Here is a 23,840-nt window from a genome sequence, read left to right as displayed (position 1 = left end):
GTTGCATGGGGGCATGACCAACGCAGACCGGGCGGAGCTCAGGGCCGCCGCCGACTCCGTCCTCGCCCGACTCGTCTCCGACTCCACGGGCACCGCCCGCCTGCGCGAGGACCAGTGGCGGGCGATCGAGGCACTCGTGGCGGACAGACGGCGAGCCCTGGTGGTCCAGCGCACGGGGTGGGGCAAGTCCGCGGTGTACTTCGTCGCCACGTCGCTGCTGCGCGCCCGGGGCAGCGGACCCACGGTGATCGTCTCCCCGCTGCTCGCCCTGATGCGCAACCAGGTGGAGGCGGCGGCCCGCGCGGGCATCCGCGCCCGGACGATCAACTCCTCCAACACCGAGGAGTGGGAGACGGTGCAGGCCGAGGTGGCCGCGGGCGAGGTGGACGTCCTGCTGGTGAGCCCCGAGCGGCTGAACAACCCCGACTTCCGCGACCAGGTGCTGCCGAGCCTCGCGGCCGCCACCGGCCTGCTGGTCGTCGACGAGGCCCACTGCATCTCCGACTGGGGCCACGACTTCCGCCCGGACTACCGCAGGCTGCGCACGATGCTCGCGGACCTCCCCCCGGGCGTCCCCGTCCTCGCCACCACCGCGACGGCGAACGCCCGGGTGACGGCCGACGTCGCCGAGCAGCTGGGCACCGGAGCCGGCACCGACGCCCTGGTGCTCCGCGGGCCGCTCGACCGGGAGAGCCTCAGCCTCGGAGTGCTGCAACTGCCCGACGCCGCCCATCGGCTGGCCTGGCTTGCCGATCACCTGGGTGAGCTCCCGGGCTCGGGGATCATCTACACCCTGACGGTGGCGGCGGCCGAGGAGGTCACGGCCTATCTCCGCCAGTGCGGTCATGTGGTGGCCTCGTACACCGGCCGCACGGAGAACGCGGACCGCCAGCAGGCGGAGGACGACCTGATCGCCAACAGGGTGAAGGCACTCGTGGCGACGTCCGCACTCGGCATGGGATTCGACAAGCCCGACCTCGGCTTCGTCGTGCACCTCGGCTCACCGTCCTCGCCCATCGCCTACTACCAGCAGGTCGGCCGCGCCGGCCGCGGTGTGGAGCATGCCGAGGTGCTGCTGCTGCCGGGCAGGGAGGACGAGGCGATCTGGAAGTACTTCGCCTCCGTGGCGTTCCCGCCCGAGGAGATGGTGCGCCGCACCCTGGACGTGCTGGCCGCAGCCGACCGGCCGCTCTCGCTCCCGGCGCTGGAGCCGCTGGTCGAGCTCCGCCGCACCCGTCTGGAGACCATGCTGAAGGTCCTGGACGTGGACGGCGCGGTCCACAGGGTGAAGGGCGGCTGGACGGCGACGGGCCGGCCGTGGACCTACGACGCGGAGCGGTACGCGTGGGTGGCCCGCCAGCGGGAGGCCGAGCAGCAGGCCATGCGGGACTACGCACGGTCCACCGACTGCAGGATGGAGTTCCTGCGGCTGAGGCTCGACGACGAACAGGCCGCCCCCTGCGGCCGGTGCGACAACTGCGCGGGGGCCCGGTTCAGCGACAAGGTGTCGGCGGCCGCCCTCGACGCCGCGCGCGGGGAACTCGGCCGCCCCGGGACGGACCTGGAGCCGCGCAAGATGTGGCCCACGGGGCTCACTGCGGTGGGGATCGGCCTCAAGGGGCGCATCCCCGAAGGGGAGCAGTCCTTCACCGGGCGGGCGCTGGGCAGGCTCTCCGACATCGGCTGGGGCAACCGGCTGCGCCCCATGGTCGACGCCAGGGCCGCCGACGCCCCGGTGCCGGACGACATGCTCGGCGCTGTGGTCACCGTCCTCTCGGACTGGGCGAAGGGGCCGGGCGGCTGGGCATCGGGCGCGGCGGACGCCCCGGCCCGGCCGGCGGGCGTCGTCACCGTCGCATCCCGCGCCCGGCCGGTCCTGGTCGGCTCCCTCGGGAGCCGGATCGCGGACGTGGGCCGGATGCCGCTGCTCGGCTCCGTCGAGTACGCCCCCGAGCAGTCGGACCGTCACTTCCCGCGCACCAACAGCGCCCAGCGGGTCCGCGCGCTGCACGAGGCCTTCGTCGTCCCGGAGCCCCTGGCCGAAGCGGTGGCACAGGCCGACGGGCCCGTGCTGCTGGTAGACGACTACGCGGACAGCGGCTGGACCCTCGCGGTGGCGTCCCGGCTCCTGCTCAGGGCGGGCGCGAAGGGGGTGTTCCCGCTGGTGCTCGCCGTCCAGTCCTGACACCTGACGATCCATCAGTACCGCTGGTCAGCACACTGCGACCGGACGGTCGCCCACCGTCCCGGAGGGGGCGTCACGTTCCGGCCAGAGTGCGACAGGAGGGAGTGGATGCGCGCCGAGTGGGCAGGGATATGAGCCACATATCAACTGATTCCCGTCGGCCCCGCCAAATTGCTCGTTGCCGCAGGGCAATGCGACAGGAAGAATTGAACTGCTCCCCGCTCGGGCCCGATCGGTCCAGATGGGCCCTGTTGCGGTGCGCCCTCACCCGACACCCCTGCCCGCTCTGTGGGCGCGTATGCGAAGGGAGGACCGTGACCTTCGGATTCGCTTCGTCCGCAGCCTCTTCGATCACCTCGTCGACAGGCTCCGCCAGCCGCCTTGCCCGCATGCTGGAACCCGCTGAGTGGGCGGCGGCGGGGATCCCGCTGCTGCGCAACCCGCGCGAGGTGGTCAGTGGCCTGCACGCCCGGCACAGCCCCGCGCCGGCGACCGCCGTCGTGGCCGTGCTCGACCACGAGGAGCGCCTGGCCGCCAGCGCGTCGTTCTCCCGCCGCCCGGCGCCGGCCGACGGCTGGGAGTTCCGCAACGCGCTCCTGGCCCACCTGCGCCGCGTCATCCCGCACGACCTGCGGCGCCGCACCCCGGTGCGCACCGCGGTGCTCCTCTACTGCCGGGACGGCGACGAGCGGTGGACCGAGGAGGACGGCGCCTGGATGTGGGGGCTGCGCGACGCCTGCACGTTGCACGGGCTGCGCTGCGGTGCCTACATCACGCTGACGCGAGGCGGCTGGCAGGTGCTGGGCGAAGGCCGCGGCGGGCGGCAGCCCAGCTCGACATCGCGGCCGGGGCGTCTGTCCGACGCCTCCTTCGACAGCGCACCGGCCCTGCTGCGCACCGCCGGCGGTGCGACGGACGCGCTGCGGCGCACGGCGGCCCGCTGAGGCGGGCGGGCAACGAGGAGCCACGGGCGGAGGGTGCACCTGTGGCCGGACGCCAGGGCACGGCGCATGTGTCGCGGCCCTCGCGGGCGGCACACTCCCCCGGCGGCATTCCGTTCAGGCGGACGCGTTCCCGCCCGGCGTGAGCCTGGCACGGTGACGACCGCCGGGCTCCCGCGGCGGGAAGCCGCCCGCGGACGCCGGAACCAGCACGGAGAGGCCCTCGGCGCTCGCGGCCGGGTCTCGGAACGAGGGGCAGGAACCAGGCGCTCGGGTCCGGGAAGTCGGGGCGCGGCGGCCTCTCAGCCGCCGCGTCGGCGCCCCGCCCCTTGCCCAGGGTGCCGGGGTCTCAGACCCCGGCGCCGAGGACCGCGTCGATCCGCTTCGGGTCGCCGCAGACGATCAGCAGCGTGGCCGCCTTGGCCAGTGCCGCGGGCAGCACCTGGGCGGCAGCCTCGTCGCTGCCGCCGTTGACCGCCACGACGACCACGGGGCGGGCGGCTGCGTGCTGTACGGACACCCCGTCGGCGTAGAACACGTCGTCGCGGGCCTCCTGCTGGGCCCAGTACGCGGACTCGCCGAAGGAGAGTTCGTGCGCGGCCCACGGATGCTGGTCACCGGTGGTGAGCACCAGCACCTCGCCGGGCACACGACCGGAGTCGAGCAGCAGGTCGACCGCCTCGTCAGCGGCGTCGAGCGCACCGCCCTCCGGCGCGGGGATCAGCTGGATCTGCGGCGCGGAGGTCCTCTCCGGGCCGGGCTGGTGAGGCGTGCGGGCGGCCGGCGCGGGACGCTGCGCGGACGGTGCGGGCCGGGCCGGGCCGGGCCCCGGGTGTCCGGGACGCGGTGAGGCCGCGGAACGCGGACCGGGTACGGGACGAGGGGTCGGCGCGGTGCGGCCTGCGGCCGGCGTGACGCGGGGACCCTGGGCGCTCTCGTGAATCTGAGGCTCCTCGGGGATGAGAGGCATGGATGGATGTCTATCAAATGCCGGTGCACGGGGCACCGGCGGGTGGGCACAGCAGTGCGAGTAACCGCCTGGCGGCGTGCCGTTCAGAAGTCGAAGCCGAGCTGGCCCCCGCTTTCCAGTGCAGCCGCCTCCGGAGTGATCCGGATCTTCTTCAGGTGCCGCCACCGGGGCAGACCGTCGAGATACGCCCAGCTGAGCCGGTGATGGGGCGTGGGCCCCAGCTCCGCGAGCGCCGCCTTGTGGACGGGCGAGGGGTACCCCGCGTTCTCGTGGAAGCCGAAGACGGAGTAGTCGCCCCGCAGTTCGGCCATCATGGCGTCCCTGCGCACCTTGGCGATCACCGAGGCGGCAGCCACGGCCACACAGGACCGGTCCCCCTTGATGACGGTGCGCACCTGCCACGGCGTGCCGAGGTAGTCGTGCTTGCCGTCGAGGATGACCGCGTCGGGACGGACCGGCAGACCGTCCAGCGCGCGGACGGCGGCGAGCCGCAGCGCGGCCGTCATGCCGAGGTCGTCGATCTCCTCCGGAGAGGAGTGCCCGAGGGCGTACGCGGTGACCCAGGACTCCAGGGTGTCCGCGAGTTCGGCACGCCGCTTCGGCGTGATCAGCTTGGAGTCGGTGAGTCCTGGAGGCGGGCGGCGCAGTCCGGTGATCGCCGCGCAGACGGTCACCGGTCCGGCCCAGGCCCCCCGGCCCACCTCGTCGACACCTGCGACGATCCTGGCTCCGGTGGTGGCCCGGATCGATCGCTCGACTGTGTGCGTGGGTGGTTCGTACGGCATGGCGCCAGCAAGGGTACGCCGCCGGGGAGCGCGGGCGACACCCGGATTCCGTCACGACTTCGACAAGGGGTGCCACGCGGGCTCCGGCCCCGCCGGGCGGACGCCGGCGCGGCCCCCGCACCGGGCGGCACGCACGGGGCGCGGGCGAGCGGCCTGCTCAGCCGTCGCCGGTGCGCAGCAGGGGCACCATCACCCGGTCGACCATCTCGGCGATGTCCCGGTCCGGCCATTCGCTTCCGCACACCTTGCTGCGGTACATCAGCAGCCCCGGCACGACATCGAGGACGAGCTCGCACACGGCATCCTCCCGGACATCCCCTCGCGCCACGCCTCGCTTCACCACCTGACGGAAGAGCTGGGTGGACGGATCGATCACCCGGCTGACGATGAGGCTCTGGAACCGCTCGGCGGACGTCGCGTCGCATTCGTGAAGAACGGCGCGCAGGGCGAGGCCCGACCGGGAGAACATCGCGTCGCGCACGTCCCGGCACACCTGGTACAGGTCCTCCCGGATGCCGCCATGGTCGGCGGCCTCGTCGAGCACGGGAATGCCGCACCGGAGCGCGTCCACGACCAGGTCCTCCTTCGAGGGCCACCGGCGGTAGACGGCCGCCTTGCCGGTCTGGGCCGCGGCGGCGACCCCCTCCATGGTGAGGCCGCTCCACCCCACGGTGCTCAGCTGCTCCAGGGCGGCTTCCAGAATCGCACGCTCCAGCACGGGCCCCCGCCGGCGCAGCGGCGCCGATGGTGGTTGCCCGGCAGGAGCCCAGCGCGAAGTGACCATGACCATCTCTCCGTCGGGGACTGCGGACTCAGTGAACGGTTGCGTTCACTGACGGGGACTCTCTACGGTGACCGGTGAGAGTGAACGGATGCGTTCACTAACTGCCTTATGGGGGAAACGACATGACCACCTCTCAGTTAGCGGACCGGGCCGGCGGACCGGGAGCGGCCGGACGACCGGGGAGACCGGGGATCGCCCTCGCGGTGATCGCGACCCTCCAGCTCATGGTGGTCCTCGACTCGACGATTGTGAACATCGCGCTCCCCCACATCCAGGGCGCGCTCGACTTCACCACCACCCAGCTGTCGTGGGTGATCAACGCCTACACCCTGACCTTCGGCGGTCTGCTGCTCCTCGGCGGCCGGGCCGGCGACATCCTCGGCCGCCGCCGGGTCTTCGTCTCCGGTGTCGTGCTCTTCACGATCGCCTCCCTCCTCTGCGGCATAGCCCAGGAGCCGTGGCAGATGCTCGCGGCCCGCGCGCTCCAGGGAGTGGGCGGCGCCATCGCGTCGCCGACCGCGCTCGCCCTGATCACGACCACCTTCCGGGAGGGCCCCGAACGCAACCGCGCCTTCGGCATCTTCGCGGCGGTCTCGGCCAGCGGCGCGGCCATCGGCCTGCTCGCCGGAGGCATGCTGACCGAATGGCTCGACTGGCGCTGGGTGTTCTACGTGAACCTGCCGATCGGCGCCGCGATCGTCGTACTGGCCCCGATGTTCATCAACGAGTCCGAGAAGAGCTCCGGCCGCTTCGACGTCCTCGGCGCGCTCACCTCGACCCTGGGCATGGCCTCCCTGGTCTACGGCTTCATCCGGGCGTCCGAGGACGGCTGGCGCGACGGACTCACCCTCGGCGCCTTCGGCGCCGCCGTCGTCCTGCTCGCCGGGTTCGTCCTGGTCGAGCGGAGGGCCCCGGACCCGATCACGCCCCTGCGGATGTTCGCGGACCGCAACCGCGCGGGCACGTACCTGATCATGATGAGCCTCGCCGCGGCGATGTTCGGGATGTTCTTCTTCATCGTGCTCTTCGTCCAGAACGTCCTGGCGTACAGCCCGATCTCCTCCGGCCTGGCGTTCCTTCCGGTCACGGTGATGATCGTGATCGCGTCGGGTCTCTCCTCGAAGCTGCTGCCGGTCCTCGGGCCCAAGCCCTTCCTCGTCACCGGTGCGGTGCTGACCGGCTCCGGCATGGCCTGGCTGACGGCCATGTCACCGGACAGCTCCTACGCGGGCGGCATCCTCGGCCCCATGCTGCTGTTCGGCTTCGGGATGGGGCTCGTGTTCGTGACGGCGACACTCACCGCGGTGTCCGGCGTGGCGAAGCACGAGTCCGGTGCGGCCTCCAGCCTGCTGAACGCGACGCAGATGGTGGGCGGTTCGCTGGGGCTCTCCATCCTCATGACGCTGTTCGGCACCGCGGGCCGCGAGGAGGCGGAGCGCCAGCTCCCGTCCTTCCTCGCGGAGGCGACGCCCGCGCAGAAGGAGGCCTTCGCGGCGACGCACGAGCTGCCCGCCCCGTGGAGCCACCGGGTCCTCGCGGAGTCGATCTCCACCGCCTTCTGGGCGGGCGTGGCCCTCGTGGCCGTGGCCGCCGTGACGGCCCTGGTCGTCATCCGGGTGCGCAGGAGCGACCTGGAGGCCCTCAGCGGCGCGGCGGGCCCGGGAGGCCACGCGGGGTGAGCCGTCGGCTCCGGGCCCCGCGCGGCCCGTCACGGCAGGGGCCGCGCGGGGGGCGGTCCGTGCCGGGACGGGCCGCGCGGCACACCCCCGGATCCGCCCGGATCCGGGGTTCAGGCTCCGGGATTCGGGGTTCAGGCTCCGGGGTGCGGGCCTGGAGCCCGGGGTCGGTCAGCCGGTCCGGCCGGGAGCCAGTCCGGCAGCGCCTCGGTGCGCTCCAGCCACTCGGCGGGCGGCCGGCCTCCGCCGGCCGCGGCCACCACACCGCAGGCGATGGCGCACGTGGTGTCCACGTCGCCCCCGGCCTGGGCGGTGGTCCAGAAGGCGCGCTCGAAGTCGCCGAGGGACCGGGCAGCCGACCACAGGGCGAAGGGCACCGTGTCGTGGGCGCTGGTGCGCCGGCCGTTGCCGAGCACCGCGGCGACCGTGCCCGCGTCCCCGTAGTCGAGCATGTCCCGGGCCCTTCGCAGCCCGGCGCCGACGGCGCTGCGGGGCACGAGCGCGATCACGCCGTCGAGGAGCGCCTCGGGTCCCGGCGGTCCGCCGGGGGCCGCCGCGAGCGACGCCGCTGCGGCGACCGCCATCGCGCCCACCACCGCCTCACGGTGCTGGTGGGTGGTGTACGAGGAGATCTCGGCCTGGTGGGTCGCCTGCTCAGGGTCGTCCGCGTACCAGGCACCGAGCGGCGCGATCCGCATCGCGGAGCCGTTGCCCCAGGAGCCCTGTCCGTTGAAGAGCTCGGCGGCGAGCACGCGCCAGTCGTCCCCCTCCCGGACCAGGCGCAGGAGCCGGTTGACCGCGGGGCCGTAGCCGCGGTCGAAGTCGTGGTGTTCGGCGAACGACCGTGCGAGGGCGTCCTGGTCCACCCGGCCGTGCAGGGCGAGCACCGCCAGGACGGAACAGGCCATCTCGGTGTCGTCGGTCCACTGCCACGGGGACGGCGGCAGTTCACGCCGTTTGAGCAGCGGGTAGTGCGAAGGTACGAAGAACTGGGAGCCCAGTGCGTCTCCCACGGACAGTCCGCGCAGGCTGTCCAGGGCGCGTGCGAAGCGCCGCTCGGATGAGGAATCAGCGGTCATCTTCCCGCCACTCTAACCGGTGGCCCCGTACGGCTCCGGGGTCCGCCACCGCTCGAACGGCCGGTCCAGCGCGTAGCGGCCGTGGCTCTGTAGCTCCAGTACCCGCGTCTCGCCGTTGTCCGGATTGGACAGGGACTCGAACTCGGCCACCGACCAGTGGAACCAGCGCATGCAGAACAGCCGCATGGTGAGTCCGTGGGTGACCAGCAGCACGTTCGGCGGGTGGTCGGGCGACTCGAAGGAGCGGTGCAGGCTCTCCAGGAACGCCCCGACCCGGTCGTAGACGTCGGCCCCCGACTCGCCTTGCGCGAAGCGGTAGAAGAAGTGCCCGTAGGCGTCCCGGTACGCCTTCTGGAGCCGGACGTCCTCGCGGTCCTGCCAGTTGCCCCAGTCCTGTTCGCGCAGCCTGGGCTCCTCGCGGACCCGCACCTGCTCCGGGTCGAGGGCGAAGGCGCGGAACGTCTGGTGGGTGCGGCGGTACGGGGAGATGTAGACACTGACCGGCTCGTCGCCGAAGAGCGCGCGCAGGCGTCCGCCGGTCTCCTCGGCCTGTGCCTGTCCCCGTTCGGTCAGCCGGAGCGCGTGGTCCGGTTCGCGTTCGTAGACCGTGTCGTCGGCGTTGCCCACCGATTCCCCGTGCCGGACAAGGACGATGCGTCGCGGTCGTGCCATACCCCGACCTTAGGGCCTCGTGTCCGGATCACGCCGGGCGCACCCGCTCACCGGGCCGGAGCGGCGGGACGGCCCGCGGGCCGGACGGTCCGCGTCGATTCAGGTCCACGACGGTTCCGGTCCTCGTCCGTTCCGGTCCTCGTCGGTTCCGGTCCACGACCGTTCCGACCCCGACCGCTGCGGCCACGACGGTTCCGGTCCACGGCACCGCGCGGGTCAGACGGTCCACGACGGTTCGAGTGCGACGACGTCACCCGCCAGGGCGGTGACGTCGGCTTCCGTCTGCGCCCGCAGCAGGAGCCGCTCGATCCGCTCGGTGCGGTACTTGCCGTGCTCGGCGGCCGAGGCCCACATCGACATGATCAGGAACTCGTTGCCGGGAGCCTCGCCGAACACCCCGCGCACCATGCCGGGGGAGCCCGCCATCGCCGGGTTCCACACCTTCTCCTGCATCAGCGAGAAGTGCTCCACCCGTTCGTCGCGGACCCGGCAGTGCGCGACGCGCAGCACGTCGGCGTCGGTGAACCTCGGCTCGAAGCCGGTCTTCACGTCGAAGCGATAGTCGAACAGCTTGGTCTGGATGTCCTTGTAGGTGCCCGACTGCCCGGCGGCGAGCCGGTCGTGGGAGCGCGCCATGAACGAGTCGTAGAAGGGACGGCTCTCCCAGAACGCGACGACATGGGCGACGTTCGGCCGTATCCGGCTCCAGCCGCCGCCCTGCCCCCGGAAGCCCGGCTCGCCCGGGAGCCCCGCCCACTTCCGCTGCCCCCGCTCGAAACCGCGTCGGTCGACCACGGTGCAGCGAATCCACTTGACCAGCACCGCGCCATCGTACGGCGAGGAACGTGGCGCCGGTCACTCTCCGGCAGGACCCGCCCCGGTGTGCGACGGTGCGCCGGGCATGCGCCAGCGGCACGGTACGCAACCCGGGCCCTGCCCCGCCCCGGCCCCACCCCGGGCGGCGGGCACCCGGGCCCCTGCCCCACCGCCACGGGCGCCCTCCCCCACCGCGTCCGCAGCCGCCGGCCCCGCGGACCCGCGGGCCGGACGGGGCCGGGCGAAATCCGCTTCCGGGGCGGCAGCCCGACCGGGACAATCGGCTCCATGACGTCGCTGCACTCCCATCCGCTCTTCTCCCGCCTGGAATCCGCACAGCGCATTCTGGTGGCCGGCGCGGGAGGGGGATTCGACGTCTACGCGGGGCTGCCGGTCGCCCTGTCGCTGATGCACCGGGGCAAGGACGTCACCCTCGCCAATCTGACCTTCAGCGCCGTCGAGGGGCTGCCGCTCGACGCGTGGCTCGCTCCCGACGTCGCCCGGGTCACTCCCGGCACCTCGCTCCACCAGACCTACTTCCCCGAACGCACCCTCGCCTCCTGGCTCGACCTGCACGGCTATCCGAGCACGGTGCACGCCTTCGCCCGGGTCGGCGTGCAGCCGCTGCGCGCCGCGTACCGGGCGCTGATCGAGCAGCACGGCATCGAGGCCGTGGTGCTCGTCGACGGCGGCACCGACATCCTCATGCGCGGCGACGAGACCGGGCTGGGCACACCGGAGGAGGACATGGCGAGCGTCGCCGCGCTCGCCGGGATCGACCTGCCGGAACGCCTGGTGATCTCCGTGGGGTTCGGCGTCGACGCCTACCACGGGGTCAGCCACGGACTCGTCCTGGAGAACATCGCGGCACTGGAGACCGAGGGGGCGTACCTGGGCGCGTTCTCGGTGCCGCGGACGACACGGGAGGGCGCGCTGTTCCTCGACGCGGTGGCGCACGCCCAGGCGCACACGCCCGAGCACCCCAGCATCGTCAACGGCTCCATCGCCGCCGCGGTGCGGGGGCTCTTCGGTGACATCCAGTTCACGACGCGTACCCGCGGCAGCGAACTCTTCATCAACCCCCTGATGTCGCTGTGCTTCACCTTCGAACTGGAGGGGATCGCGCGCCGCTGCCTCTACCTGGACCGTATCGAGGACACGCATCTGATGCGCCAGGTCAGCAGCGCCATCGCGGAGTTCCGCGACGGGGTCGACTCGCCCCGGCCGCCTCGCCGCATCCCTCACTGAGCCGATACGGTCGACCTTCCGAGCCCGCAACACCCGGGGCGGGCAAGCCGGTTACGGGGAGGAGATCCGGTGAGCAGCAGTCTCAGCAAGGGCGTCGGGAAGGTCGAGGTGTCCTTGAGATGGGACCCGAGCGATCTGGGCGAGCCCGCCCACGACCTCGACCTGGTGGCGGCGACGTACGAGGACGCGGCCCCGGGCAGCGCTCCCGCCTGGGCCGTCCACTTCGACAGCAGGTCGCCCGACGGGACGATCACCCTGACCCGCGACAGCCGGACGGGGCAGGGGTTCGGCGCCGACGAGGTGATGACGCTGGAGTTCGAGCGGCTCGCCCCGACGTACCGGCGGGTCGTGGTCGGCGTCGTCATCCAGCAGCGTCCGGGCCGCAGGACGTTCGGCGACATACGGAACGTCTCCGCGCGGGTCGCCGAGGGGTACACGGAGCTGGGGACCACCGACTTCGCCGGGGTCGCCGACTGCACGGCGGCCGTGGTGTGGGAGTTCCACCGGGACGAGGCGGGCAGCTGGCACCTCTCCGGAGGGCTGCGCGGACTCGACGCGGATCCGGAGTCGTTCCTCGGGCTGATGGGCGGCTGACGCCGGGCCGGCCGGATCACGCGACAGCCAGGAGTCACGTCAGGGGCCCGCACGACGGCAGCCCGATGTGACGTCGGCGCCCCGCACACCGGCAGCCCGGAGTCACGTCATGGGCAGGCCCGCACGCCGACGGCCCGGAGCCACGTCCGCGCCCGGGGTCGCGCCCCCGGCCCCGCACGCCGGAGGGCGGCGGAGCGGTCTCCCGCTCCGCCGCCCTCCGGTGGCTCACGCCGTGACGGCGCCCGTGATCAGCTGCAGCCGCTGGTCGAGCCGCAGCCCTCGCAGATGTAGCAGGAGCCGGCGCGCTGCATCTTCGTGCCGCAGGAGAAGCAGAGCGGGGCGTCGGCGCTGATGCCGAGCTGCATCTCGACCAGCTCGGCCGAGGTGTGCGCCTGCTTCGGGGCCGGGACCTCTGCGGCCGGGGCGGCGACGGCCTTCAGCTCCTGCTGGACCGGTGCCGACTGGGCCAGGCCCTCGACGTCGAGCTCGTCCTCCGACGGCTCGTAGGAGCCGGTCTCCAGGTGGCGCTGGCGCTCCTCGGCCGAGTGGATGCCGAGCGCGGAGCGCGTCTCGAAGGGCAGGAAGTCCAGCGCCAGGCGGCGGAAGATGTAGTCGACGATCGACTGCGCCATCCGCACGTCCGGGTCGTCCGTCATGCCGGCGGGCTCGAAGCGCATGTTGGTGAACTTCGAGACGTAGGTCTCCAGCGGCACGCCGTACTGGAGGCCGACCGAGACGGCGATCGAGAAGGCGTCCATCATGCCCGCGAGGGTGGAGCCCTGCTTGGACATCTTGAGGAAGACCTCGCCGAGACCGTCGTCCGGGTAGGAGTTGGCCGTCATGTAGCCCTCGGCACCGCCGACCGTGAAGGACGTGGTGATCCCGGGACGGCCCTTGGGGAGGCGCTTGCGGACCGGGCGGTACTCGACGACCTTCTCGACCGCGGACCGGATGGTGTCCTCGGCCTTCGCCGTGACCTCGGCCTTCTCCTTCTCCTTGGTCTTGGCGGAGAGCGGCTGGCCGACCTTGCAGTTGTCGCGGTAGATGGCGAGCGCCTTGACGCCCAGCTTCCACGCCTCGAAGTAGATCTCCTCGACCTCTTCGACGGTCGCCGACTCGGGCATGTTGACGGTCTTGGAGAGGGCGCCCGAGATCCAGGGCTGGATCGCGGCCATCATCCGGACGTGGCCCATGGCGGAGATGGAGCGCTCGCCCATGGCGCAGTCGAAGACCTCGTAGTGCTCGGTCTTCAGGCCGGGCGCGTCGACCACGTTGCCGTGCTCGGCGATGTGGGCCACGATCGCCTCGATCTGCTCCGGCTGGTAGCCGAGGCGGCGCAGCGCCTGCGGAACGGTGCCGTTGACGATCTGCATCGATCCGCCGCCGACGAGCTTCTTGAACTTGACCAGCGCGAGGTCGGGCTCCAGGCCCGTGGTGTCGCAGGACATCGCGAGACCGATGGTGCCGGTCGGGGCGATGACCGACGCCTGGGCGTTGCGGAAGCCGTTCTTCTCGCCGAGGCGGATCACGTCCTGCCAGGCCTCGGTGGCCGCGGCCCAGATCGGGGTGTCCAGGTCGTCCATGCGCACGGCCGCCGTGTTGGCGTCGGCGTGCTGCTGCATGACCCGCAGGTGCGGGCCGGCGTTCTTCGCGTAGCCGTCGTACGCGCCGACGACCGCGGCGAGCTCCGCCGAGCGCTTGTAGGAGGTGCCCGTCATCAGCGAGCTGATGGCGCCGGCGAGCGCCCGGCCGCCGTCCGAGTCGTAGGCGTGGCCGGTCGCCATCAGCAGGGCGCCGAGGTTGGCGTAGCCGATGCCGAGCTGGCGGAAGGCCCGGGTGTTCTCGCCGATCTTCTGGGTCGGGAAGTCGGCGAAGCAGATGGAGATGTCCATCGCGGTGATGACCAGCTCGACGACCTTGGAGAAGCGCTCGATGTCGAAGGACTGGTTGCCCTGGCCGTCGTCCTTGAGGAACTTCATCAGGTTCAGCGAGGCCAGGTTGCACGAGGTGTTGTCCAGGTGCATGTACTCGCTGCACGGGTTCGAGCCGTTGATCCGGCCGGACTCGGGGCAGGTGTGCCAGTGGTTGATGGTGTCGTCGTACTGGATGCCCGGGTCGGCGCACGCCCACGCCGCCTGCGCCATCTTGCGGAAGAGCGCCTTGGCGTCGACCTCCTCGATGATCTCGCCGGTCATCCGGGCGCGCAGGCCGAACTTCCCGCCGCTCTCGACGGCCTTCATGAACTCGTCGTTGACACGGACCGAGTTGTTGGCGTTCTGGTACTGGACGGACGTGATGTCGTCGCCGCCCAGGTCCATGTCGAAGCCCGCGTCGCGCAGCGCGCGGATCTTCTCCTCCTCCGTCACCTTGGTCTCGATGAAGCCCTCGATGTCGGGGTGGTCGACGTCGAGGATGACCATCTTGGCCGCGCGGCGGGTCGCGCCGCCCGACTTGATCGTTCCTGCGGAGGCGTCGGCGCCCCGCATGAAGGAGACCGGGCCGGAGGCGTTTCCGCCGGAGGAGAGCAGTTCCTTGGAGGAACGGATGCGGGACAGGTTCAGGCCGGCGCCGGAGCCGCCCTTGAAGATCATGCCCTCTTCCTTGTACCAGTCGAGGATCGACTCCATGGAGTCGTCGACGGACAGGATGAAGCAGGCGGAGACCTGCTGGGGCTGCGGCGTGCCGACGTTGAACCACACCGGCGAGTTGAAGCTGAAGATCTGGTGCAGCAGGGCGTACGCGAGCTCGTGCTCGAAGATCTCGGCGTCGGCGGGCGAGGCGAAGTAGCCGTAGTCCTCGCCGGCCTTGCGGTAGGTCTTCACGATCCGGTCGATGAGCTGCTTGAGACCGGTCTCGCGCTGCGGCGTGCCGACCGCGCCGCGGAAGTACTTGCTGGTGACGATGTTGACCGCGTTCACCGCCCAGAAGTCGGGGAACTCGACGCCACGCTGCTCGAAGTTCACCGAGCCGTCACGCCAGTTGGTCATGACGACGTCACGGCGCTCCCAGGCCACCTCGTCGTACGGATGCACTCCGGGGGTGGTGTGGATGCGCTCGACACGCAGGCCCTTGGCCGCCTTGGCTCCCTTGGTGCGGGACCCTCGTGCGGGGCCGCTCGTCGTCTCGGTCATGCCGCCTCCCATATACGGGCAAAAACGCCCTGATGTGCCCAGATCTTCCCGTGGCACGGTCTGTGTCTGTTGCCCCGGACACCGCAGAGCGGTGCCCCGGACAGGTCATGTGCCGCCCGGCCCGCCGGGGAGACTGTTCCGACAGCCTCCGACCCGGCCGGCCGCCGTGGTTCAGTCGGCGGCGGTGGCGGGGACGGGGACCTCCGCGGCCCCGGCGCTCCCGCGCTCCTCCACAGCGGGCCGTCCGCCGCGGAGCTCCGCGATGGCGGCCTCGAAGTCCTCGAGTGAGTCGAACGCCCGGTAGACGGACGCGAACCGCAGGTACGCGACGAGGTCGAGTTCCTGCAGGGGGCCGAGTATGGCCAGACCCACGTCGTGGGTGGTCAGCTCGGCGCTGCCGGTGGCGCGCACCGCCTCCTCGACCCGCTGGCCGAGCTGGGCGAGGGCGTCCTCGGTGACCGGCCGTCCCTGGCACGCCTTGCGGACGCCGGAGATGACCTTGGTGCGGCTGAAGGGCTCGGTCACGCCGCTGCGCTTGACGACCATGAGCGACGCGGTCTCCACCGTCGTGAAACGGCGGGAGCAGTCCGGACACTGCCGGCGGCGTCGGATGGACGTGCCGTCGTCGGTCGTACGGCTGTCGACGACTCGGCTGTCGGGGTGCCTGCAGAAGGGACAGTGCATCGGCTCCCAACCCCTTCCTCACAGCATGACGAGATGGCCTCAACAGGCCTGCCGAGCCCCCCGAAGCAGCCCCAAGCATAGGCGATGCCCACGGCACCGAAGACCGGGGGACCACAACTTCTGGGCGGTTGCCACAATCCAACCACTAGATCTGGGGTTTGGCGCACCAACTGCCCTCATCGCGTGTCGCGTCGCGCACTTCGGGGCACACGCCGGACACGCCGTGTGCGGCACCGCTCCACGCAGCGCGCACGGCGGCCCGCGGAGCGCCGGGCGAGGCGCCCTCGCGGCGCGCCGGGAGCCGCACACCGGGCCGCACCGGGCGGGTGGAGAACGGCGCGGCCGCCGCCACCGCCCACGGCGGCGAAGGCTACCGTAGTCGGCACGCGCCTCCGGTGATCCCGCTGGGCCGTTCGCACATACACCCTGATGAGCGGCCACTTCAAGGAATCCGAATTTTTTCACTCGAACGTGTGTTTGGCGCAACCTTTCGAAACCCACTACCGTTGTCCGGCTAGGGAGACCATTCGAGAGGGGCCGACGTGACCACCACCGCTGACAGTGCCGCCATCACTGCCCAGGACCGCTCCCAGAACCGATACGAGCCGGTGCATGCCATGAATGACGCAGCCACGCCCCCGGAGGGCCCCCAGCCCACCCGCTCGCTGCCCGGTCGACCTCCAGGGATCCGGGCCGACAGCTCCGGCCTCACGGACCGGCAGCGGCGCGTCATCGAGGTGATCCGCGACTCCGTGCAGCGCAGGGGATACCCGCCGTCGATGCGCGAGATCGGCCAGGCGGTCGGCCTGTCCAGCACCTCCTCCGTCGCCCACCAGCTGATGGCCCTGGAGCGCAAGGGCTTCCTCCGCAGGGACCCGCACCGCCCCCGCGCCTACGAGGTCCGGGGCTCCGACCAGCCGAGCACCCAGCCGACGGACACCACCGGCAAGCCCGCGGCCTCCTACGTGCCGCTCGTCGGCCGCATCGCGGCCGGTGGCCCGATCCTCGCGGAGGAGTCCGTCGAGGACGTCTTCCCCCTCCCCCGGCAGCTCGTGGGCGACGGCGAGCTCTTCGTCCTCAAGGTCGTCGGCGACTCGATGATCGAGGCCGCGATCTGCGACGGCGACTGGGTCACCGTCCGCCGCCAGCCCGTCGCGGAGAACGGCGACATCGTCGCCGCCATGCTGGACGGCGAAGCCACCGTGAAGCGCTTCAAGCGGGAGAACGGCCACGTCTGGCTGCTCCCGCACAACGCCGCCTACCAGCCCATCCCCGGCGACGAGGCCACGATCCTCGGCAAGGTGGTGGCCGTGCTCCGGCGGGTCTGACCCACCCACCGGCCCCGACCGGACCCCGGGACCCACTGCGCCGGTCCCGGGGTCCTGCTGTGCCCCGGCTCCCTGCGTGGCACGGAGGGACCAGCCTCCCCAGCCGCTCCGGCTACGCGCCGTCCGCCTTCGCCGCTGCGTCGATCGCCGCCAGCGACCGACGCACCTGATTGCGGTCCGTGGTGTACCAGAAGTCCGGCAGCGAGGCGCGCAGATAACTTCCGTAGCGCGCATTGGCCAACCGCGGATCGAGGACGGCGACGACGCCCCGGTCCCCCGTGGCCCGCACCAGCCGCCCCGCGCCCTGCGCCATCAGCAGCGCCGCGTGCGTCGCCGCGACCGCCATGAAGCCGTTGCCGCCGGCCTCCTCCACCGCCTTCTGCCGCGCGCTCATCAGCGGGTCGTCGGGCCTCGGGAAGGGAATGCGGTCCATGACCACCAGCTGGCAGCCGGGCCCTGGCACGTCGACCCCCTGCCACAACGAGAGCGTGCCGAACAGACAGGTCTCCGGATCCCCGGCGAAGGTCTTGATCAGCTCGCCGAGCGTCTCCTCGCCCTGGAGCAGGATGGGCTTGTCCAGCCGCCCCCGCAGCTCCTCCGCCGCCGCCTGGGCGGCCCGCATGGACGAGAACAGCCCGAGGGTGCGGCCGCCGGCGGCCTCCACCAGCTCGGCCAGCTCGTCCATCATGTCGCCGCGCGAGCCCTCACGGCCCGGCGTCGCCAGATGGCGCGCGACGTAGAGGATGCCCTGCTTCGGATAGTCGAACGGGGAGCCGACGTCCAGGCCCTTCCACTGGGGCACGTCCTCTCCCCCGATGCCCTCGGGCGCCAGCCCGAGCGAGGCGCCGACGCCGTTGAAGTCGCCGCCGAGCTTCAGGGTCGCGGAGGTGAGCACCACCGACCGCTCGGCGAAGAGCTTCTCCCTCAGCAGCCCGGACACCGACAGGGGCGCCACCCTCAGCGAGGCGCCGAACCGGTCGTGGCGCTCGTACCAGACCACGTCGTACTCGGAACCGTGGGTGATCCGCTCGGCCACCGCGTGGATGCTCTCCACCGACGCCAGCGCCTGCCGGCGCACCGCGTCCTCGTCCTGCACGGACTTGTCGCGCGTCGACCCCATGGCGCTGATCACCGTCCGGGCCGCGTCGCGCAGCGCCGTCAGCGCGTAGCCGAGGTCCTCGGGAACGGTCTCCAGACGGCCCGGGAGGGCCAGCTCCATGACCCGCTCGAACGTCTCGGAGGCGGTCTGGAGGGCGTCCGCCGCCTTCTCGTTGACCAGCTTCGCGGCCCTGCGGACCGCCCGGTTCACCTGGCCCGGCGTGAGCTCGCCCGTGGCGACGCCCGTCACCCGGGACACCAGCTCGTGGGCCTCGTCCACGATCAGCACCTCGTGCTGCGGCAGGACCGGAGCCCCCTCGATCGCGTCGATCGCCAGCAGGGCGTGGTTGGTGACCACGACGTCCGCCAGCTTGGCCCGCTCGCGCGCCGCCTCGGCGAAGCACTCGGCGCCGTACGCGCACTTGGAGGCGCCGAGGCACTCCCGGGAGGAGACCGAGACCTGGCTCCAGGCACGGTCCGAGACGCCCGGGGTCAGGTCGTCCCGGTCGCCCGTCTCGGTCTCGTCGGCCCAGTCCCGCATCCGCAGCAGGTCCTGGCCGAGCCTGCTCGTCGGTGCGGCGGCCTCGAACTGGTCGAAGAGTCCCTCCTCCTCGTCCTGCGGTGCGCCCTCGTGGAGCCGGTGCAGGCAGAGGTAGTTCGACCGGCCCTTGAGCATGGCGAACTCCGGCCGCCGGCGCAGCAGCGGGTGCAGGGAGTCGACCGTGCGCGGCAGGTCGCGCTCGACCAGCTGGCGCTGGAGCGCGAGCGTGGCCGTGGCGACGACGACACGCTCGCCGTGAGCCAGCGCGGGGACGAGGTAGCCGAGCGACTTGCCGGTACCGGTACCGGCCTGCACGAGGAGGTGGGAGCCGTCGTCGATGACCTCGGCGACGGCCTCGGCCATGCTGACCTGTCCGGGCCGTTCCACACCGCCGACGGCGGTGACGGCGGCGTGCAGGAGCTCGGGGAGGGATGGCTTCGTCATAGCGCGCCCAGCCTACGGGTCGCCACCGACAGCACGATCACTTCCCGCCCGCCTCACGGTGCCGCCAGCGGATTGGCCACGGTGCCGTGCACCGCGGCGTGCGGCCGCCGCGGGCTGTCGCGGTAGCCGTCGAGATGGAGGCGGTTGCGGTTGAGACAGAGGCGGTCGATGCGGTCCGTGAGCAGGTCGAACAGCTCGTAGCGCTCCTTCAGTTCGGGGAAGAGCGCGTGGTGGCGGAGGATCTCCTCCCTGACCATGGCGAAGAAGCGCTCCTCGGGGACGCCGAGCTGGTCCTCGGCGAGCGGGGCGAGGTAGCGGAAGACGCCGACGAAGAGCCCGGAGTGGATGAACTGGGTCAGGAAGGCCGGTTCCTCGGTCAGCAGCACCTCCCGCACCTCGGCGGGCATGGTGTCGTGCTCGGGCAGCGGCTGGGCGCTGACGTTCACGTCGTCGACGAAGTCCTTGATCGCCAGTCGCACGGGCACGTCGTGCTCGTCGTAGACCACGATCGCGTTCTCGCCGTGCGGGGAGAAGACCGTGCCGTAGCGGTAGAGGAAGCGCAGCAGCGGCGGCAGCAGGGCGGCGAAGAGGTGCTGGAGCCAGACGGCGGGCGCCAGGCCGGAGCGCTCCACGAGCTCGGCCGCGAAGGCGCGGCCCCGGGGGTCGGTGTGCAGCAGGGACGCGAGGGTGCGGGCCCGCTCGCCGGGGTCGAGGCGGGGCGGCAGGGGCTCGCGCCAGATGGCTCCCAGCAGTTCCTTGTACTGGTACGGCACGTCGTCGAGACGGTCGTAGAGCGGGTGCTCGACCGTCACCGAGGCGACCTCGCCGAGCAGGATCACCCGGCACTCGTCGCGCAGGAAGGGGTCCGCGTCGCGCAGGCCCTGGACCCATGCGGTGACGGCGGGGGCCGCGAGGGTGCGCTCGGTCGGCAGCCCCCGCCAGACCAGGGTGTTGAGGACGGAGAGCGGCAGCTTGACGGTGTGGCGCTCGGGCCGGTCGGTGTTGACGAAGGTGCGGACGGACTGCTGGGGCAGGCGCAGATCGCCGTCGGTGGGCAGCGGCACGATCTCGCGCCGGGCCACGGCAGGCGCGTAGAGCGGGAGCAGCACCTCGTCCCACTGCCAGGGGTGGACGGGCAGCAGGAGGTACGCGGCGGGGTCGAGGCCCTGCCCGGCGAGCACCGCGTCGAAGCGCGCGCGGGTCCCGTCGTCGAGTTCGCGGGCGTAGAGGTCCGCGGGCAGGGCGAGGGCGGGGACGCCCCGGTAGGCGGCGAGGCGGGTGCTGACCGCGATCCACGGCAGTGCGGCGGGAAGGCGGGACTCGGGGGCCCAGCGGGCGGTGTCGGACGCGGAGAAACCGATGCGGCCCTTGTTGAGGACGATCCACGGGTGTCCGGTCTGGTGGCCCTCCAGTTCGGCGTAGCCGAGTCCGGCCAGCTCGGCGGCGGTGAGGGCGGTGTGGTCGAGTGCGGTGTCGGCGGTGAGCGTCACGGAGAGCTCACGGATCAGATGACCGAGGGTGGCGCCGTCGATGCCGAGTGTCCCCCTGGCCCGCGCGAGGAAGCCGAGCGGGTCGGTGAAGGGCCGTCCGTCGAGGGCGAGGGAGTCCGCCTCGACGCGCCAGCTGCCGTAGGCGCCGCGGCGGGCCCGGAAGGTGAGGAGGCCGTCGTCACCGAGGCGGAGGGCGTACGGCGACGTGGCCGCCGGGGTCCCGGCCTCGTACGGGGCCGCGGCCGGATCGGGGACGCGGCCCGCCGCGGGTGCGTGGGCTGATGCGGCCGCGTGGGCCGCCGCGGGGGTGTCGTCCGCCGCCGGGTGTCCGTCGGCCGGGGCGCCGGGCAGCGGGCTGAGGATCTCCTCGTACGCGAACTCGCCGATCATCTTGGCCAGCAGGCGGCTCCCGGCCCGGTCCCAGTTCCGGGCAGTCAGGCCGGGCGGGGTGGCGTGACGGGCGGGCGGCGGGGAGCCGGGAGCGGCGCCGGTGTCGTCGTGACGGTCGGGGGTGTTCGGCACGGGGACTCCTCGGGTGGGTCCGATGCGGGTCGGCGGATGTATGGAACGCGGTGGCTCGGTCACAGCACCTCCCGCAGGGCGCGCTCGCGGATCATGAGCGCCGCGCGCTTCCCGGGCAGGGCGACTTCGGCGGAGAAACGGAATCCGGCGGTCAGGAACGCGGACACGGAGGGCGTGTTGCGCACGTCGGGCTCGGCGAGGACCCGTGTGCAGCGGGGCCGGGTGTCCAGCACGAGATCGGCCACGGCCCGCAGGAGCACGGACCCGACGCCGCGTCCGCGGTCGCCGGACCCGCCGATCAGGACGTGCACCCCGGTGTCGTGCCCCCGCGCGGGATAGTGCCGGGCCAGTGGATCGAGGTCGGCCCGGTAGATCTCGAAGTAGCTCATCGCGGTGGAGCCGAGGACGCCCAGGCACGGCGTGCTGTGACCGGCGGCGAGCTGGGCGCGCAGATGCGCGAGGGTGACGGACGCGGGGCCGGCGAGCTCCCAGAAGGCGGCCACGGCCGGGTCGTTCATCCAGCCGGCCAGCAGGTCGATGTCCCGCTCGGGGACGACGGGGACCAGCCGGAGGTCTCCCGCCGGCGTGGGCACCGGCCCCCAGGGGCCCGCGGGCACGGGCCCCGGGCCGGAACGGTCTGGCACACCGGCCGGCGGCCCCGCGGGCACGGGCCCCGGGCCGGGGCGCGCGGGAGCACCGCCCGGCGGGGCCGGGTGGGCGGACCCCGGACGGCGCTGGGGCGCGGGGACGCCGCCCGGCGGGGCGCCGTCGCGGCGCTCGGCGGCGCCGTCGGCCCCGCGCGTTGCGGGTAAGGGCACGGGCGGTCTCTCCTCTCGTCGAAGGCGGCGGGGGCGGTGACGGGTCCCGCCCCCGCCGCTCTGCCGCTGCGGGTGCCGGGCGCCCGGACCGCCGCGGCGCACACACGCCCCGGCGGCCGGTGCCGGGCGGCCTGCGCCGGGCGGGTGGCTCAGGCGCGGAGAGGGTTGGCGAGGCCGACGTACACGGACTGGGTGTCGACGGGGCCGACGAGTTCGTCGAGCCCGCGCAGACGGGTCAGCAGGTTCGCCTTGGAGCGGAGCACGTCGGCGTCGAGGAGCTGGGCGGGCAGGGGCGAGCCCAGGCCGGCGTGTGCCGCGAGGAAGCGGCGCAGGGCCGCGAGGAGGACCCGCTCGTCGGCGAGGTGCTGGGACCCGAAGGCGCCGATCAGCCCGAGCACGTTGTTGATCCCGAGGTAGTACGCGAAGCGCTCGTCGGTGACGGCGTCGGCGACGAAGGTGTCGCTCCGGGTCCCGATGCCCGGCAGGCTGCGTTCGAGTGCCTCGCGGTGGGACTCCCTGAAGTAGTAGCCCTGGTTGTCGCGGTAGCGCCCGCCCGCCGGCCAGCCCTCCGGGTCGAGCAGGACGAGCGTGTTCTGCTGGTGCGCCTCCAGCGCGATGCCCGCCGTGGCGTCGAGCCAGAGCACCGGCAGCACGACCTTGTCCAGGTAGCGCAGGAACCACTCGGCGGAGACCGCCGTGCGGGGCCTGCCGCTGCGGGCGGCGAGCCGGTCCACGACGTCGGCCAGCCGGGAGTACATGCCCGGCCGCCCCGGCCAGGGCCGCGGCGAGGTGAGCGCGGCGACGCAGACCGCGTCGTCGCCGTGGGCGAACGGGTTGTGGCGCAGCACCACGTCGAGGCCGGCGACGGGTCCCGTGTCCGGCGCGTCGACGCCGAGCCAGGCCGGGTCGCGGACGATGTCGAAGCCGGGGTGGGCGGCGTGCCACCGGTCGCCGAGTCCCGTGCGCAGCAGCCGGTGCACCTCGACTCCGCGGTGCAGCTCCTTGCGGAGGTTCTCCCGGCGGGAGTTGGTGATCCGCACGGCGAGCGACAGCTTGAGCATCACCGGTGCCCCGGGCCGGTGCACGGTGCGGACCGACGAGGTGGGGTGCCAGGGCTCGCCGTGCGCCCCCAGGTCGTGCAGCAGCCCGGCGTCCAGCAGCCGGGCCACGGCCGGGCGGTGCACCAGGTCGCGGGCCTGCCACGGGTGGAGCGGGAGCGCGGCGCACCCGGCGGGGACGGCGAGGTCCGCTGCGAGGCGGGACGTCAGCCGCTCCGCGGCGAGCGGGCGGCCCTGTTCGGTCCAGGCCGAGTCGGCGGCGAGGACCGAGCGGTCGACCGCCATCCAGTGGAGCGGGAAGGCGCCGTGCAGCTCCGGCGAGTAGCGCCGCACCTCGGACTCGGACAGCCCCTCCCGGCTCTTCGGCGCGGGGTGCAGGGGGTGGCCGAGGAGCAGCGACTGCTCGGCGGCGAGGAAGAGGTCGGCGTGCTCGGGCGGCGCCGGGCTGCGCCGCCGCTCGGCGATGAACCGGGCGGTGTGCCGCACGGAGTCGGCGACGCGGCCGACGAGGTCGGCGCCCTCGGACCGGTCCGCCTCCCGGCCGAGCAGGGCGGCGACGGTGACGGCGTCGACGGTGCCGGACCCGTGCGGGCTGCCCTGGAGGACCGGGGGCCCGAAGCGGTGCCAGCCCGCGGCGGACCAGTAGCGGACCGGGACGTGCAGCGCGGTCCCGCTGGCGTCGAGCGGGACGCGCAGCATGTCGCCGTCGGGTGCGGTGAGGCCGTTCTCCCGTACCCAGCAGCGCAGCAGGTTCTCGCAGGCCGCACCGTCGGCCGCGGTGCAGGGGTCGGGGTCGTCGAGGTGGTCGGGGGCGGCCGGGCCGGGGGCGTCGTCGAGCCCGCCGCCCAGCTGCCGGGGCACCGTGGCCGTCTCGTACGCGAGCGGACCGCCCGGCGCGCCTTGCTCGTGGGGTGCGGCGGGACGGCCGTGGGCCTCGGGCACTTCGGGGGCGGGAGTGGGATTCACGGGCTTCCTC

General features: G+C 72.8%; 18 protein-coding genes. 6 read left to right on the top strand and 12 right to left on the bottom strand.

Features of this window, described 5'->3' with window-relative positions; all coding sequences use genetic code 11:
• Positions 1–13: 13 nt before the first annotated feature.
• Together IAG43_RS24010 and IAG43_RS24005 are read left to right on the top strand one after the other, a co-directional pair.
• The gene (locus IAG43_RS24010) at positions 14–2,185 is read left to right on the top strand and encodes a RecQ family ATP-dependent DNA helicase (protein ID WP_187742764.1); all 2,172 of its coding nucleotides are present in this window, start codon (positions 14–16) and stop codon (positions 2,183–2,185) included.
• A 314-nt stretch (positions 2,186–2,499) separates the two neighbouring features.
• A complete protein-coding gene (locus IAG43_RS24005) occupies positions 2,500–3,129 on the top strand; it encodes a hypothetical protein (protein WP_187742763.1) in 630 nt (209 codons plus the stop codon).
• 346 nt (positions 3,130–3,475) lie between these two features.
• On the opposite strand, the gene IAG43_RS24000 is transcribed toward IAG43_RS24005, so the two are convergent.
• The 3 genes from IAG43_RS24000 to IAG43_RS23990 form a co-directional block, all read right to left on the bottom strand.
• Positions 3,476–4,096: a hypothetical protein gene (locus tag IAG43_RS24000; RefSeq protein ID WP_187742762.1), complete on the bottom strand. Its 621-nt coding sequence runs from the start codon at positions 4,094–4,096 to the stop codon at positions 3,476–3,478.
• Positions 4,097–4,179: 83 nt separating this feature from the next.
• Positions 4,180–4,881 carry a ribonuclease HII gene (locus IAG43_RS23995; RefSeq protein ID WP_187742761.1) on the bottom strand — a complete coding sequence of 234 codons (702 nt, stop codon included), beginning with the start codon at positions 4,879–4,881 and terminating at the stop codon, positions 4,180–4,182.
• 157 nt (positions 4,882–5,038) lie between these two features.
• On the bottom strand, positions 5,039–5,665 hold the full coding sequence (locus IAG43_RS23990; protein WP_187742760.1) for a TetR/AcrR family transcriptional regulator: 627 nt from the start codon (positions 5,663–5,665) through the stop codon (positions 5,039–5,041).
• A gap of 122 nt (positions 5,666–5,787) precedes the next feature.
• On the opposite strand from IAG43_RS23990, the gene IAG43_RS23985 reads away from it, so the two are divergent.
• Complete coding sequence (locus tag IAG43_RS23985) at positions 5,788–7,344, top strand: MFS transporter (protein WP_187742759.1); 1,557 nt, start codon at positions 5,788–5,790, stop codon at positions 7,342–7,344.
• A 131-nt stretch (positions 7,345–7,475) separates the two neighbouring features.
• Here IAG43_RS23985 and IAG43_RS23980 read toward each other — a convergent pair whose 3' ends face one another.
• From IAG43_RS23980 to IAG43_RS23970, 3 genes are all read right to left on the bottom strand, one after another.
• Positions 7,476–8,420, bottom strand: coding sequence for an ADP-ribosylglycohydrolase family protein (locus IAG43_RS23980; RefSeq protein ID WP_187742758.1), 945 nt, complete (start codon positions 8,418–8,420; stop codon positions 7,476–7,478).
• A gap of 12 nt (positions 8,421–8,432) precedes the next feature.
• On the bottom strand, positions 8,433–9,092 hold the full coding sequence (locus IAG43_RS23975; RefSeq protein ID WP_187742757.1) for a histidine phosphatase family protein: 660 nt from the start codon (positions 9,090–9,092) through the stop codon (positions 8,433–8,435).
• Positions 9,093–9,308: 216 nt separating this feature from the next.
• A complete protein-coding gene (locus tag IAG43_RS23970) occupies positions 9,309–9,914 on the bottom strand; it encodes a YdbC family protein (protein ID WP_187742756.1) in 606 nt (201 codons plus the stop codon).
• A gap of 282 nt (positions 9,915–10,196) precedes the next feature.
• On the opposite strand from IAG43_RS23970, the gene IAG43_RS23965 reads away from it, so the two are divergent.
• Both IAG43_RS23965 and IAG43_RS23960 read left to right on the top strand, forming a co-directional pair.
• The gene (locus IAG43_RS23965; protein ID WP_187742755.1) at positions 10,197–11,156 is read left to right on the top strand and encodes a DUF1152 domain-containing protein; all 960 of its coding nucleotides are present in this window, start codon (positions 10,197–10,199) and stop codon (positions 11,154–11,156) included.
• Positions 11,157–11,225: 69 nt separating this feature from the next.
• Positions 11,226–11,750 carry a TerD family protein gene (locus tag IAG43_RS23960; protein WP_187742754.1) on the top strand — a complete coding sequence of 175 codons (525 nt, stop codon included), beginning with the start codon at positions 11,226–11,228 and terminating at the stop codon, positions 11,748–11,750.
• 248 nt (positions 11,751–11,998) lie between these two features.
• On the opposite strand, the gene IAG43_RS23955 is transcribed toward IAG43_RS23960, so the two are convergent.
• Entirely contained in the window at positions 11,999–14,881 is a 2,883-nt protein-coding gene (locus tag IAG43_RS23955) for a vitamin B12-dependent ribonucleotide reductase (RefSeq protein ID WP_187742753.1), read from the bottom strand.
• Positions 14,882–15,052: 171 nt separating this feature from the next.
• The gene (gene nrdR, locus IAG43_RS23950; protein WP_187742752.1) at positions 15,053–15,565 is read right to left on the bottom strand and encodes a transcriptional regulator NrdR; all 513 of its coding nucleotides are present in this window, start codon (positions 15,563–15,565) and stop codon (positions 15,053–15,055) included.
• A gap of 542 nt (positions 15,566–16,107) precedes the next feature.
• Here nrdR and lexA point away from each other — a divergent pair.
• Positions 16,108–16,893, top strand: a complete 786-nt coding sequence (gene lexA / locus IAG43_RS23945; RefSeq protein ID WP_187742751.1) for a transcriptional repressor LexA — start codon at positions 16,108–16,110, stop codon at positions 16,891–16,893.
• Positions 16,894–17,005: 112 nt separating this feature from the next.
• On the opposite strand, the gene IAG43_RS23940 is transcribed toward lexA, so the two are convergent.
• From IAG43_RS23940 to IAG43_RS23925, 4 genes are all read right to left on the bottom strand, one after another.
• Complete coding sequence (locus IAG43_RS23940; protein ID WP_187742750.1) at positions 17,006–18,976, bottom strand: ATP-dependent DNA helicase; 1,971 nt, start codon at positions 18,974–18,976, stop codon at positions 17,006–17,008.
• 53 nt (positions 18,977–19,029) lie between these two features.
• Positions 19,030–20,856, bottom strand: a complete 1,827-nt coding sequence (locus tag IAG43_RS23935; protein WP_246574781.1) for an IucA/IucC family protein — start codon at positions 20,854–20,856, stop codon at positions 19,030–19,032.
• A gap of 191 nt (positions 20,857–21,047) precedes the next feature.
• Positions 21,048–21,656 (bottom strand): GNAT family N-acetyltransferase, encoded by a 609-nt coding sequence (locus IAG43_RS23930; RefSeq protein WP_246574780.1) that lies wholly within the window; start codon positions 21,654–21,656, stop codon positions 21,048–21,050.
• A gap of 299 nt (positions 21,657–21,955) precedes the next feature.
• The gene (locus IAG43_RS23925) at positions 21,956–23,830 is read right to left on the bottom strand and encodes an IucA/IucC family protein (RefSeq protein WP_187742748.1); all 1,875 of its coding nucleotides are present in this window, start codon (positions 23,828–23,830) and stop codon (positions 21,956–21,958) included.
• Positions 23,831–23,840 lie beyond the last annotated feature (10 nt).

Source organism: Streptomyces genisteinicus, assembly GCF_014489615.1.
GTDB classification, from domain to species: Bacteria; Actinomycetota; Actinomycetes; order Streptomycetales; family Streptomycetaceae; genus Streptomyces; species Streptomyces genisteinicus.
The sequence above is the reverse complement of the archived record's forward strand: the minus strand, read 5'-3'. Positions and strand labels throughout refer to the sequence as shown.

What these genes read in the sequence shown, in the direction of transcription:
- IAG43_RS23935 (WP_246574781.1), bottom strand. Translation starts at nt 20,856, where the DNA reads ATGATCGGCGAGTTCGCGTACGAGGAGATCCTCAGCCCGCTGCCCGGC.
- IAG43_RS24010 (WP_187742764.1), top strand. Translation starts at nt 14, where the DNA reads ATGACCAACGCAGACCGGGCGGAGCTCAGGGCCGCCGCCGACTCCGTC.
- IAG43_RS23990 (WP_187742760.1), bottom strand. Translation starts at nt 5,665, where the DNA reads ATGGTCACTTCGCGCTGGGCTCCTGCCGGGCAACCACCATCGGCGCCG.
- IAG43_RS23955 (WP_187742753.1), bottom strand. Translation starts at nt 14,881, where the DNA reads ATGACCGAGACGACGAGCGGCCCCGCACGAGGGTCCCGCACCAAGGGA.
- IAG43_RS24000 (WP_187742762.1), bottom strand. Translation starts at nt 4,096, where the DNA reads ATGCCTCTCATCCCCGAGGAGCCTCAGATTCACGAGAGCGCCCAGGGT.
- IAG43_RS23940 (WP_187742750.1), bottom strand. Translation starts at nt 18,976, where the DNA reads ATGACGAAGCCATCCCTCCCCGAGCTCCTGCACGCCGCCGTCACCGCC.
- IAG43_RS23995 (WP_187742761.1), bottom strand. Translation starts at nt 4,881, where the DNA reads ATGCCGTACGAACCACCCACGCACACAGTCGAGCGATCGATCCGGGCC.
- IAG43_RS23975 (WP_187742757.1), bottom strand. Translation starts at nt 9,092, where the DNA reads ATGGCACGACCGCGACGCATCGTCCTTGTCCGGCACGGGGAATCGGTG.
- IAG43_RS23965 (WP_187742755.1), top strand. Translation starts at nt 10,197, where the DNA reads ATGACGTCGCTGCACTCCCATCCGCTCTTCTCCCGCCTGGAATCCGCA.
- IAG43_RS23985 (WP_187742759.1), top strand. Translation starts at nt 5,788, where the DNA reads ATGACCACCTCTCAGTTAGCGGACCGGGCCGGCGGACCGGGAGCGGCC.
- IAG43_RS23980 (WP_187742758.1), bottom strand. Translation starts at nt 8,420, where the DNA reads ATGACCGCTGATTCCTCATCCGAGCGGCGCTTCGCACGCGCCCTGGAC.
- nrdR (WP_187742752.1), bottom strand. Translation starts at nt 15,565, where the DNA reads ATGCACTGTCCCTTCTGCAGGCACCCCGACAGCCGAGTCGTCGACAGC.